The sequence below is a fragment of the Enterobacter sp. E14S genome, from assembly GCF_055666685.1.
The window spans coordinates 194,913-207,928 of sequence record NZ_JBVODQ010000006.1 but is presented as its reverse complement, the minus strand read 5'-3'; the positions used below and the strand labels follow the sequence as shown (position 1 = coordinate 207,928).

The 13,016-nt window shown below is 53.1% G+C and carries 9 protein-coding genes, 1 tRNA gene and 2 rRNA genes; 4 read left to right on the top strand and 8 right to left on the bottom strand.

The window, feature by feature from the left end; all coding sequences use genetic code 11:
* From rrf (ACZ6J2_RS14805) to rrf (ACZ6J2_RS14795), 3 genes are all read left to right on the top strand, one after another.
* Positions 1 to 113: ribosomal RNA gene (rrf, locus tag ACZ6J2_RS14805) — 5S ribosomal RNA — on the top strand; the annotation flags it as partial.
* Between the two features lie 14 nt (positions 114 to 127).
* Positions 128 to 203 (top strand) — tRNA-Thr (locus ACZ6J2_RS14800).
* 43 nt (positions 204 to 246) lie between these two features.
* Positions 247 to 362 (top strand): 5S ribosomal RNA (gene rrf / locus ACZ6J2_RS14795).
* A 106-nt stretch (positions 363 to 468) separates the two neighbouring features.
* Here rrf (ACZ6J2_RS14795) and ACZ6J2_RS14790 read toward each other — a convergent pair.
* The 7 genes from ACZ6J2_RS14790 to ACZ6J2_RS14760 form a co-directional block, all read right to left on the bottom strand.
* On the bottom strand, positions 469 to 1,227 hold the full coding sequence (locus tag ACZ6J2_RS14790) for an amino acid ABC transporter ATP-binding protein (protein ID WP_023309440.1): 759 nt from the start codon (positions 1,225 to 1,227) through the stop codon (positions 469 to 471).
* A 7-nt stretch (positions 1,228 to 1,234) separates the two neighbouring features.
* Positions 1,235 to 2,338, bottom strand: a complete 1,104-nt coding sequence (locus ACZ6J2_RS14785) for an amino acid ABC transporter permease (protein ID WP_058841654.1) — start codon at positions 2,336 to 2,338, stop codon at positions 1,235 to 1,237.
* 9 nt (positions 2,339 to 2,347) lie between these two features.
* Entirely contained in the window at positions 2,348 to 3,529 is a 1,182-nt protein-coding gene (locus ACZ6J2_RS14780) for an amino acid ABC transporter permease (protein ID WP_471726045.1), read from the bottom strand.
* Positions 3,530 to 3,596: 67 nt separating this feature from the next.
* Entirely contained in the window at positions 3,597 to 4,622 is a 1,026-nt protein-coding gene (locus ACZ6J2_RS14775) for an amino acid ABC transporter substrate-binding protein (RefSeq protein ID WP_023333654.1), read from the bottom strand.
* Between the two features lie 473 nt (positions 4,623 to 5,095).
* On the bottom strand, positions 5,096 to 5,317 hold the full coding sequence (locus ACZ6J2_RS14770) for a lipoprotein (RefSeq protein ID WP_008502867.1): 222 nt from the start codon (positions 5,315 to 5,317) through the stop codon (positions 5,096 to 5,098).
* Positions 5,318 to 5,620: 303 nt separating this feature from the next.
* Positions 5,621 to 8,734, bottom strand: coding sequence for an efflux RND transporter permease subunit (locus tag ACZ6J2_RS14765; protein ID WP_471726044.1), 3,114 nt, complete (start codon positions 8,732 to 8,734; stop codon positions 5,621 to 5,623).
* Positions 8,735 to 8,745: 11 nt separating this feature from the next.
* Positions 8,746 to 9,885 (bottom strand): efflux RND transporter periplasmic adaptor subunit, encoded by a 1,140-nt coding sequence (locus ACZ6J2_RS14760; protein ID WP_471726043.1) that lies wholly within the window; start codon positions 9,883 to 9,885, stop codon positions 8,746 to 8,748.
* 387 nt (positions 9,886 to 10,272) lie between these two features.
* Here ACZ6J2_RS14760 and envR point away from each other — a divergent pair, with 387 nt between their 5' ends.
* Positions 10,273 to 10,992: an acrEF/envCD operon transcriptional regulator gene (gene envR / locus ACZ6J2_RS14755; protein ID WP_126796043.1), complete on the top strand. Its 720-nt coding sequence runs from the start codon at positions 10,273 to 10,275 to the stop codon at positions 10,990 to 10,992.
* On the opposite strand, the gene ACZ6J2_RS14750 is transcribed toward envR, so the two are convergent.
* Positions 10,908 to 12,989, bottom strand: coding sequence for a putative bifunctional diguanylate cyclase/phosphodiesterase (locus ACZ6J2_RS14750; RefSeq protein WP_196350399.1), 2,082 nt, complete (start codon positions 12,987 to 12,989; stop codon positions 10,908 to 10,910). The genes envR and ACZ6J2_RS14750 overlap by 85 nt on opposite strands.
* Positions 12,990 to 13,016 lie beyond the last annotated feature (27 nt).

Below are 13,016 nucleotides of genomic sequence, written 5' to 3'. Positions count from 1 at the left end.
GGCGGCTTTAGCGCGGTGGTCCCACCTGACCCCATGCCGAACTCAGAAGTGAAACGCCGTAGCGCCGATGGTAGTGTGGGGTCTCCCCATGTGAGAGTAGGGAACTGCCAGGCATCAAATTTAGCGTGCTGATATGGCTCAGTTGGTAGAGCGCACCCTTGGTAAGGGTGAGGTCCCCAGTTCGACTCTGGGTATCAGCACCACTTTATACTTAGGTTAAAGTTCGGCAAGAAGTAAAAGAATTTGTCTGGCGGCTTTAGCGCGGTGGTCCCACCTGACCCCATGCCGAACTCAGAAGTGAAACGCCGTAGCGCCGATGGTAGTGTGGGGTCTCCCCATGTGAGAGTAGGGAACTGCCAGACATCAAATAAGTGAAAAGGCCATCCGAAAGGATGGCCTTTTTGCGTTTATGCGCCGAAAAAACGGTAGGCCGGGTAAGGCGAAGCCTCCACCCGGCAGAGCAAACAACTAATGAATCACCTGTGACAGGAATGCCCGCGTACGTTCTGACTTCGGATGGGCAAAGAACTCATCCGGCGGCGCCTGTTCGACAATCTCACCGCGGTCCATAAAGATCACCCGGTCGGCCACGGTTCGCGCAAACCCCATCTCATGTGTAACACAAAGCATGGTCATGCCGGATTGTGCCAGCCCAATCATGGTGTCCAGAACCTCTTTCACCATTTCCGGATCGAGGGCAGATGTCGGTTCATCAAACAGCATAATTTTCGGCTTCATACACAGCGAACGGGCGATAGCCACACGCTGCTGTTGGCCACCCGATATCTGGCCAGGGAATTTATTGGCATGCTCCGCGATACGTACGCGTTCCAGGTAGTGCATTGCCAACGCCTCCGCTTCCTTTTTCGGCATCTTTCGTACCCAAATCGGCGCAAGCGTACAGTTCTGCAGAACGGTCAGGTGCGGAAACAGATTAAAGTGTTGAAATACCATTCCTACTTCCTGACGTACGCGTTCGATATTGCGGATATCTTCATTCAGCTCGATACCATCAACCACAATGCGTCCTTGCTGATGTTCTTCAAGATGATTAATACAGCGAATGGTTGTGGATTTCCCGGAGCCCGAAGGGCCGCAAAGGACAATGCGTTCTCCCTGCTTTACCTTAAGATTAATGTCCCTCAGGACATGAAATTGTCCGTACCATTTATTCACATTTTCCAGCGTAATCATCGCGTCGGCGGGTGTCATAGTTATTTGGCTCATAATTTCCTCAGTGCGGTGTACGCCCGGTGTTAAAGCGCTTTTCCAGATGCTGGCTGTAGCGCGACATGCTAAAACAAAAGATCCAGTAGATCAGGGCAGCAAAGACATATCCTTCGGTGGACATGCCCAGCCAGACAGGGTCAACGGTTGCCTGTTGCACGCTGCTAAAGAGATCGAACAATCCGATAATGATCACCAGGCTGGTATCCTTGAAGAGGGCAATGATCGTGTTGACCAGACCCGGAATGACCAGCTTGAGTGCTTGTGGGAGAATGACCAGTCCCTGCGTTTTCCAGTAACCGAGAGCCAGTGATTCCGCCGCCTCGTACTGGCCTTTAGGCAACGCTTGCAGACCACCACGTACAACTTCAGCGACATAGGCGGACTGGAAGAGAATCACCCCCACCAGGGCACGGATCAGCTTGTCGATGGTTGTTCCCTCTGCCATAAACAGCGGCAGCATGACCGACGACATAAACAACACGGTGATAAGCGGTACGCCGCGCCAGAACTCAATGAAGATAACGGAGAGCACGCGGACGATCGGCATTTTTGAACGCCGTCCCAGGGCCAGTAAAATCCCCCACGGTAAAGCACCGGCTATCCCCACTGAAGCGATAATCAGCGTCAGCGTCAGCCCGCCCCACTGGCGTGTTTCAACGCGTTCCAGTCCCAGGAAACCGCCATACAACAGTACCCAGACAATAATCGGATAAACTACGGCCCAGGCAGCAATATAGCGTCCACGATGAGGCAGCTTTTTCCAGAACATAGCCGCGACAGAGAGCAGGCCGATAACCAGCGCCAGATTTATCCGCCAGCGCTGTTCATGGGGATACAATCCATACATGAACTGACCGAAACGTTCATGAATAAACACCCAGCAGGCGCCGGCTTTAGTGCAGTCAGCTCGGGTTGAACCGACCCAGTTGGCCTGTAAAAACGCCCAGTTCAGCAGGGGAGGAATCAATTCCCACATGAGCCACAGGCAGACAATCGTCAGCAGGCTGTTGCTCCAGCTGGAGAACAGATTCTTACGCGCCCAGAGAATGAAACGTCCACCTGTCGAGTTGGCAGGGCGCGAGGAGTGCGACAGTATCGCTTTTGTCATCATAGATCCTTAGCGCTCGACCAGTGCTATACGGCGGTTATAAAGGTTCATCAGCAGTGAAATCACCAGGCTGATGATCAGATAGACAGACATCGTGATGGCGATGGTTTCAATGGCTTGTCCGGTCTGGTTAAGCACGGTTCCGGCGAAGAGTGACACCATATCCGGATAACCAATCGCAGCGGCCAGCGACGAGTTTTTGACAATATTGAGATACTGGCTGGTCAGGGGTGGAATGATGACCCGTAAAGCCTGCGGAATAATGACCTGGCGAAGCGTCACGGTATGGGGTAATCCCAGCGAGCGCGCCGCCTCGTGCTGCCCATAAGGAACGGCCTGGATCCCTGCACGGATAATCTCTGCTATAAACGCGGACGTATAAATCGACAGCGCCAGCGTCAGGGCTGCCAGCTCGGGAATTAATACCATTCCGCCCTGAAAGTTAAAGCCCCGCAGATGTGGAACATCCCAGTGCAAAGCGGCCCCAAACAGCCAGTGTGCAATTAGCGGCAGGCTAACGATCAGGACAATTGCCGTGGGCCAGGTTCTACGAAGCTGACCGGTTTTGATCTGATGCTTGCGGTTAAAACAGAATACCCCCGCAGAGAGCGCAAGCGCTATCACAATCGCGCCGATAAAAGCGTACAGCCCTTCACCCGGCTGAGGAGAAGGAATGGACAACCCACGGTTACTGAGGAAAAACAGCTCAAACGCGTCGACGGCCTGGCGGGGGCCGGGAAGGTTACGTAGTACGGCGAAATACCAGAAGAAGATCTGCAGGAGCGGGGGGATATTGCGGAACGTCTCAATATAAACAGTCGACAGTTTCCGCAGGAGCCAGTTTTCAGAAAGACGCGCCAGGCCAATAAAGAAGCCCAGTATCGACGCGAAGACGATACAAAGCGCCGATACCAACAGCGTATTCAGTAAACCGACCACGAATACGCGTCCGTACGTGTCACCTTCCTGGTAATCAATAAGGTGCTGAACAATGCCAAACCCCGCGCTGCGATCTAAAAACGCGAAACCGGAGGTAATGCCGCGGTTATTCAGGTTGGTGATGGTGTTATGGATGAGATACACGGCGATGAGAACAACCGCAACAATAGCAATAATCTGGAATAGCCAGGCGCGGACCGCGGGATGAGAAAAGGATAGCGATCCTTTTACGGCTGAGCGGCGATGGGACATAAAGAAACCTCAGTAACCATGACTCTGGAGTGGGCACTGCCGGAGCAGTGCCCGTTACAGCTATGACTTAACGTACTGGTGGTGCGTACTGAATACCGCCGTTGTTCCAGAGATTGTTCTGGCCGCGTTTGATCTTCAGCGGGCTCTCCGATCCCACGTTGCGTTCAAAGATCTCAGAGTAGTTGCCCACCTGTTTGATGATGTTGTAAGCCCACTTGTTATCCAGCTTCAGATCCTTGCCGAAATCACCTTCTTTACCGAGCAGGTGCGCCATATCAGGGTTGGATGGCTTAGCGGCTTTCTCATCAACGTTTTTAGAGTTGATGCCCATCTCTTCTGCGTTCAGCATGGCAAACAGCGTCCAGCGAACGATGGAGAACCAGTCTTCATCGCCACGACGAACAACGGGGCCGAGAGGCTCTTTGGAGATGACTTCAGGCAGGACAATCCACTCTGCCGGGTTGCTCAGCTTAATGCGTAAGGCATACAGCTGTGACTGGTCAGAGGCCAGCGTGTCGCAACGGCCGGATTCCAGCGCTTTGGCCGATTCATCCGAGCGGTCGAATGTCACCGGGGTGTATTTCATGTTGTTTGCTTTGAAATAATCCGCGACGTTCAGCTCGGTATCGGTGCCCGCCTGGATACAAACGGTGGCGCCATCCAGTTCCTTAGCGCTTTTCAGGCCCGCTTTATTGTGGGTCAGGAAGCCGATGCCGTCATAATAGGTCACGCCCGTAAATGACATCCCCATGCCGGCATCACGGGAGGAAGTCCAGGTGGTATTACGGGAGAGCATGTCGACCTCGCCGGACTGCAGCGCCGTAAAGCGTTCTTTCGCCGTCAGCGGGGTATATTTTACTTTGCTGTCATCGCCAAAAACGGCGGCTGCAACGCCACGGCAGACATCCACATCAATACCGGTAAATTTGCCGTTCGCATCGGCATAAGAGAAGCCAGGCAAACCGTCACTGATACCACATTGAACAAAACCTTTCTTTTTAACGGCATCCAGTGTCGTTCCCGCATGGGCTTGACCGGCTACGGCAAACAACATGCCTGCAGCGGCCAGGCTGGCTATCATCGTCTTTTTCATAATGCATCCTGTGTGGCGAAATTTATCGTTATAGAGGCGTTTTTAAACGCTTTACCTGTCTGTGGCTTTGGCCAACGTTTATAAAGCAAACGTAATGCCAGTTTTGCGTTCGACAAAATAAGAGACGAGTGAACGCTTAATGCTGAGTGTAGACAGGCTTAAATAAAACGAGCGCCCCGAAACGGTGCGAAATTACAACCTGTGCCACAAATCGGAGCAAAAGTTGCGAGTCGGGCAAGGAAAAAGAAGAGATAGTTTTCAGCGTGAATATTGGCAGGGTATTCAATAATCTTAATGTGTGAAAATCATCACGATAGAATAAGTAATTTGAATGAATATGCGAAAAAGTTGTGACTGACTTCAGGCTTAGATTAATTGCGTGAATAAATACGGGGCTAATTTTTTACTTATTTGAAAATACTGCACTCATTAAAAGCAAAAGCGCGGCCAGAGCCGCGCTTTCTCAACAGATGTTACTTCGTGAGGGCAACAATACCCAGTGTTAAACCCGCTACTGCGGCGGCACCGCCGGCGATAGCACCCGCAGTCTCCCAGTTATCCTGAGTGGTGCCTTTCATACAGGTATTGGTATGAACCAGTCGGCCCTGGTCGTCGTAAACCGGTACACATGGAGAGTCGTGCGCGCAACCAGCAAGCAGCGCAGCGAGAAGTGCAACGGAAATGAATCTTTTCATGATGTTACCTCAGTATTATTTCTCATCCGCTATAAAGCCAGGAGGGCTATTAACGAACTGGAGGTTATTTTACCACCGGGGTAAGTCCTCGTTACACGAGGAATAATCTCAAATTATGTAGTTTGTAAAAATCGTGGAGAAAAGTCGGTTTCAGGAGGAATTAATGGAGAAATTATGAAGTTACAAGAGACTGTTTTTGCTTAATGCAAATCATCATATTCTTAATACTGCCTTCCTGTAAAACCTAATTCGTTGTTTATGTTAAAAATAAAAAGGCACCAGAGGTGCCTTTTCAGGGAAACATTAATCTTTATGGTGAGTAAACCGTCGCCGAACAACCACAAAGAAGACGGGCACGAAGAAAATCGCCAGAAGCGTTGCGGAAAGCATTCCCCCCATAACGCCCGTACCGACGGCGTTTTGCGCGCCGCTCCCGGCCCCGGTGCTGATTACCAGCGGCATGACGCCAAGAATAAAGGCCAGGGACGTCATCAGGATCGGTCGAAGGCGCATCCTGGAGGCTTCCAGCGTGGCCTCAATAATGCCTTTGCCTTCTTTATCCATCAGGTCTTTAGCAAATTCGACGATCAGAATGGCGTTTTTCGCCGATAAACCAATCGTCGTCAGCAGGCCGACCTGGAAATAGACGTCGTTGTTTAACCCGCGCAGCAACGCTGCGAGAAGAGCCCCAATGACCCCCAGCGGCACAACCAGCATGACGGAGAACGGAATGGACCAGCTTTCATACAGCGCAGCCAGGCACAGGAACACCACGATCAGTGAAATGGCGTACAGTGCTGGCGCCTGGTTACCCGAGAGGCGCTCCTGATAAGACATCCCCGTCCAGTCATAGCCGATACCGGAAGGCAGTTTTGTCGCGAGGCTTTCCATCATAGCCATGGCCTCGCCGGTACTTTTACCCGGAGCGGATTCACCCAGGATCTCCATAGAGGGCATCCCGTTATAGCGTTCCAGACGAGGTGAACCATAGACCCAGTGAGCGTTGCTAAAGGCGGAGAACGGGACCATTTCCCCATTCGCGCTGCGCACGTAAAGGTTATTAATATCTCCCGGCAACATACGGAATTTTGCGTCGGCCTGGACGTAGACCTTTTTCACGCGCCCATGATCGATAAAGTCGTTCACATAGCTGCCACCTAAGGCCGTCGAAATCGTCTGGTTGACGTCAGAAAGACTGACGCCCAGCGCCTGCGCTTTCTCCTGATCGACATCCAGCTTGAACTGAGGCGTATCTTCAAGACCGTTAGGACGCACGCGAACCAGCAGGTCAGGGTGCTCTTTCACCATGCTGAGCAGTTGGTTACGCGCCTGCGTCAGCTGGGTATGCCCCAGGTTAGCCTGATCGATCAATTCAAAGTCGAAGCCCGTGGCGGTACCCAGTTCGATAATTGCAGGCAGGTTAAACGGGAACACGAGGCCATCTGTAATTTGACTGAAGGCTTTTGTCGCGCGACCCACAATGGCTTCAACGCCGTTTTCCGCCCCCGGGCGCTCCTCCCAGGGCTTCAGGCTGACGAAGGCAATACCGGCGTTCTGACCCTGGCCGCTAAAGCTAAAGCCATTTACGGTAAAGACGGATTCCACGTTCGCCTTTTCGTTGTTCAGATAGTAGTCCTGAACCTGATCGAGGACCTGCTGAGTACGCGTCTGGGTTGCACCCGCCGGGAGTTGAACCATCGTCATAAACACCCCCTGATCCTCTTCGGGCAGGAAGGAAGTGGGCAAGCGCAGGAAGAGCACCGCCATCCCACCGACAATAATGACGTACACCGCCAGATAGCGCCCTGTCTTACGCAAAATACCGCTCACGCTGTTGCTGTAGTGCTCCACGCTTTTATCGAAGAGCGCATTAAACCAGCCGAAGAAGCCACCTTTTTTCTCATGATGGTCGCCGGATACGGGCTTAAGCAACGTTGCGCAGAGTGCGGGCGTCAGGATTAGCGCAACCAGTACGGACAACGCCATCGCGGAAACGATAGTCAGCGAGAACTGACGATAGATCGCCCCCGTCGAGCCGCCAAAAAAGGCCATCGGAATAAAGACCGCCGAGAGCACCATGGCGATCCCCACCAGTGCACCCTGGATCTGCTCCATCGACTTCTGCGTGGCCTCTTTCGGCGGCAGTTTGTCCTCGACCATGACGCGTTCAACGTTCTCAACGACCACGATAGCGTCATCGACCAGCAGACCTATCGCCAGCACCATGCCGAACATCGTCAGGGTATTGATGGAGAAACCGAATGCCGCCAGAACCGCGAAGGTACCCAGCAGAACGACCGGCACCGCGATAGTTGGGATGAGCGTCGCGCGCAGGTTTTGCAGGAACAGGTACATGACCAGGAAGACAAGAATGATTGCTTCAAACAGGGTCTTCACCACTTCGTGAATGGAGATCTTCACAAAAGGCGTGGTGTCATAGGGATAAACCACTTTCAGCCCCTGCGGGAAGAACTGCTGCAGTTGCGCCAGCTTGCTCTTAATGGCTGCCGCGGTGTCCAGCGCATTTGCCCCGGTTGCCAGCTTAATCCCCAGGCCGGTTGCCGCCTGCCCGTTGATTTTAGTGACCATGTTGTAGTTTTCGCCACCCAGCTCAATACGTGCCACGTCCTTCAGATGAACCATCGAACCGTCCTGGTTCACCTTCAGCGTCACGCGGCCAAACTCCTCTGGAGATTTCAGGCGGGTTTGCGCGATGATCGAGGCATTCAGCTGCTGCCCGGGAATGGACGGCGTTCCGCCCAGCTGGCCTGCCGCTATCTGGTCGTTCTGCGTTTTCAGCTGGTTGATAATATCCTGCGGCGTCAGCTGGTATTTGTTCATCGCGTTGCTGTCGAGCCAGATGCGCATCGCATACTGCGCGCCAAACAGCTGAACGTCACCGACGCCAGACGTTCGGCTGATGGCATCTTTGACGTTCGACGCGACATAGTCAGAGATGTCGTTCTGCGTGAGATTTTTGTTGTCTGAAACAAAGCCGGCGACCAGCAGGAAGCTACTGCTGGATTTCTCCACGCCAATCCCTTGCTGCTGTACCTCTTGCGGCAGTAGCGGCATGGCGAGCTGCAGCTTGTTCTGCACCTGCACCTGGGCGATGTCCGGATCGGTCCCTGACTCGAAGGTCAGGGTGATGGTGACGTTACCCGCTGAATCGCTGGTGGAGGACATATACATCAGCTTATCGATACCGTTCATGTTCTGTTCGATAACCTGGGTCACGGTATCCTGCACCGTTTGAGCATCGGCTCCCGGGTAGGTCGCGGATATCGCCACAGCGGGAGGGGCAATGGTCGGATACTGTGCGACGGGAAGTTTGAGAATGGCCAGCCCGCCTGCAATCATCAAAATGATGGCAAGTACCCAGGCGAAAACTGGTCTCTGAATAAAGAAATTAGCCATGTCGTCGTCCCTTAACCGGCTGGGGTCGTGGTGGTATCCGGCATGGCGACGACGGTTGCCCCCGGTCTGACTTTCTGTAGCCCGCTGACAATCACGCGATCACCGTTTTTCAGCCCTTCCGTCACCAGCCAGCGATCGCCAATTGCCTGAGGGGCCACGACGGTTCGCGGCTCAACCTGATTTTTATCGTTCACCACCAGGACGGTTGCATCGCCTCGCGGTGTACGGGTCACGCCTTGCTGAGGAACCAGAATCGCATCCGGCTGGGTGCCTTCATCAATGCGGGCGCGAACGAACATGCCGGGTAACAACAGATGCTGAGGGTTCCGGAAAATGGCGCGCAGAGTGATCGAGCCGGTACTTTCATCGACCGTGACGTCAGAGAACTGCAATGTGCCTTTCAGCGGATAGGGATGCCCGTTCTCCATCAGCAGTTCAACGCTGCTGGCGGTATCGCCTTTTTGCAGGCTCGTCTGTTTCAGGCGCATAAAATCATTGCTGGACTGGGTGACATCGACATAAATCGGATCGAGCTGCTGGACCGTTGCCAGCGCTGCGGCTTGTCCGTTCGTCACCAGCGCCCCTTCGGTCACGCTGGATTTCCCGATACGACCATCAACCGGAGAGGTCACTTTGGTGTAGGCAAGGTTGATACGTGCGCTTTCAACGCCCGCTTTTGCGGCAACCACGCTGGCATCTGCCTGCTGAGCCGTCGCTACGGCCTGGTCATACTCCTGCTTACTGACATACTGGGTGCCTACCAGCGGGAGATAACGTTTCACCGTCAGGTGTGCAATATTGGCCGCCGCCTGAGCCTTCGCCAGTTCGCCTTTCGCGCTGTCATAGGCTGCCTGATAGGTCGCAGGATCGATCTGGTAGAGTGACTCGCCCGCTTTTACATCGCTACCCTCCGCGAAGTTACGGCGAAGGATAATGCCGCTAACCTGAGGACGAACCTCCGCAACGCGAAATGCATCTGTTCTGCCCGGGAGTTCAGTGGTGACGGCCAGAGGCGCGCTTTTCACAATATGCACGCTGACCTGAGGCGCCTGCAGATGCTGTTGTTGATTTTCCTGACCATCGCATCCAGTGAGCAGTACCGTGCAGACAATGAAACCGGATAAAGGCAAGAGTCTGAAATGATTCGTCATTACTGTTCCTTTAAATACCCATTAACCGATATATGCCGCGAATCGGTAGCAGGGGCAGAGGGATAAAAATAAAATGTAGCTGCGTATAATAATGAGGGTATTTAATGTTTTTTAATTTATAAGTGCGAATGACCATGCTTATAGAAGAAAATCAGAATCAGACCGGCTTCATTCTGGGATATAGTTCAGGCATGTTAATCAGGTAAATGAGTTTAATATTTTATAATTATTCATTTCGTCAATTTAATTGATTGGATGTATTTGTATTAATTATAAATCAAGAGGGGTGACTTTTTTTGTGCAAAATTAAAACGGATTTTAGTGAATACTTACATTTGCATGAACGCAATATGACCTTTAAACCTTGTGAGTAACGAGTAGTTGCCTATGGCGCGTAAAAAGAAAGAAGAGGCTCAACAAACCCGGCAGCAGCTGATTGAGGCGGCTATCGGACAGTTTGCCACGCGTGGCGTAGCCAGCACGACGCTGACGGATATCGCTGATGCCGCTAAGGTGACGCGCGGCGCGATCTACTGGCACTTCACCAGTAAATCTGAAATATTTAATGCCATCTGGGAACACCAATTACCGCTTCGCGACATTATTCACGACAGGCTTTCCCTTTCCGATAGTGACGATCCATTGTTAAAACTTCGTGAGCAATTTATTACCGCGCTGCAGTATATTGCCCATGAACCCCGGCAATGTGCGCTTTTACAAATTCTGTATCATAAGTGTGAATTTAGCAGTGATATGATTTCAGAGCGCGAAATCAGAAAGCGTATCGGATTCAACGATGACACGCTACGCGCCACGCTGGAGACCTGTATTTCGCGAAACATCATTTCGCCACAGGTGAATGTTGATCTCACCTTGATTGTATTTCACGGTTTTTTTAGCGGAATAATTAAAAACTGGTTAATGAATAACGACAGTTTTAATCTTTATCAGCAGGCTCCCGCTCTGGTCGATAGCATACTGGCGACACTCCCGGTTATTCGCGTGTCGCCAGATGAGGGTGCTTACTGTTCAGCGCCAGGTAACATTTCCCCTCGGGCACAAAGTGCCTCTATGGTCTGCGCGCTGACGGGTTTACCTAACAGATAACCCTGAAGGGTGTTACAGCCAAGCTCGGTTAAAAAGGCTTGCTGCGCTTCGGTTTCCACACCTTCAGCCACGACTTTCAGGTTAAGTGTTTTAGCGAGAGCCACAATTGCTGAGACAATAGTGGCATCCTCGCTCTCGCCGCTGAGCTCTTTCACAAACGCCCTGTCGATTTTCAATTCGCAGGCCGGTAAGCGCTTGAGGTACAGCAGGCTCGAATATCCGGTGCCAAAATCATCAATGGAGGCTTTCACGCCTGCATCCGTCAGCTCTGTCAGCACGCGTACGCTCTCATCCGGGTTGCTCATCGCCGTGGTTTCCGTCACTTCGAGGATCAGCATTTCCGGTGGCACCTGGTGAAGTGCCAGGCAGTCGAGAACCGTTTTAACCAGCGAAGGTTGTTCAAACTGCAGTGTCGACAGGTTTACAGCCATTGACCAGCTTTGATGCCCCTGGAGATGCCATTCCCGCAGCTGACGACAGGCTTCATTAATCACCCAGTTGCCAATGGGGACGATTAGCCCCGTTTTTTCCGCCAGCGGCAGAAAAAGGTCAGGCGTCAGTAGCCCCTGCTTAGGATGCTGCCAGCGCAATAACGCCTCGAATCCGAGGACCGGGCCCGCCGGGGCGTGAAATTTTGGCTGATACAGCAGGCGCAGCTCATTGCGATCGATTGCCATCCACAGATCGTTCATTAACTGGAGATGGGTTTGCGCCAGGGTGTTCATGGAGGGCTGGAAAAAGTGGTAACCGTTACGGCCCATATGCTTCGTGTGATACATCGCCGCGTCGGCGTTAAACATCAGCTCACGCTCGGTTTTGCCGTCGTGAGGGTACAGCGCGATACCAATGCTGAGGGTCACTACCAGTTCATAGGGGCTGAGATTGAACGGGCTATCGATCGCGCGCACCAGCGAATTTGCCAGCGATGCCGCGTCGTCCGGACCTTCTCCCTCTGCCAGCAGAACAAATTCATCACCGCCGATGCGTGCAAGGGTGAACTGGCCTTTCAGGAGAAGCAGCAGACGCTGCGTAACGGCGACCAGCAGCCTGTCACCGACATCATGGCCGTAGGCATCATTGATGGCTTTAAAGCCGTCAAGATCCATGAACATCAGGGCAAAGTGGTTCCCTTCACGATCGGCTTTGCTGATGGCCTGATCGAGTCTATCTTCCAGCAGGATACGGTTAGGCAGGCGCGTCAGGGTATCGTGTAGCGCCAGTTGAGCGAGTTCCCGGTTAGCTTCTGCCAGCGACGAGGCCAGAAGGGCGGTGCGTGCCTGAAGGCGGGCATCCAGCATCGACACCAGCAGGGTGATCCCAAGAATAGAGAGCGCGACGACGCTGACCAGCACCGCAAGCCAGCTCCCGTTGATACCCTCATGGTGAACCATTGTGGACATCGGAAACTGCGCCGCTTTCATCCCGGCATAGTGCATGCCGGCAATGGCAATTCCCATCGTGATGGCGGCACCCATGCGCATCAGCACGACCTGAGCGGCTTCGCGACGCAGGCGGAAGGTCAGCCATAATGCCGCGAGCGAAGCGGCAAGCGCAATCACGACCGAAATGGCCACCCACATCTTGTCCCAGATAATCCCGGGCATCACTTCCAGCGCCGCCATGCCGGTGTAATGCATAGCAACAATACCGCTTCCCATCACTAGCGCGCCGGGCAGCAGTCGGCGCAGGCGTAATTGCTCGCAGCTCACGAGCCATAGCGCAAACAGCGACGAACCTACGGCGATGACCATGGATAACACCGTCAGGGTGGCGTTGTAGCTCATGCTCATGGAGAGGTCCATCGCCAGCATGCCGATAAAATGCATGGCCCACACGCCAATCCCCATAGCAATACCGCCGCCAGCCAGCCAGACGCGGGCAGCGACACCTTCACTCCCGGCGACGCGTGCAGCCATGTTCAGCGCGGTATACGCAGCAAGAATGGCAACAACAAAGGAGAGGACGACAAGGATAGGGTTGTATTGGCTGACCAGCATGGACGGTTCTACTCGAGTGTGGGGTTA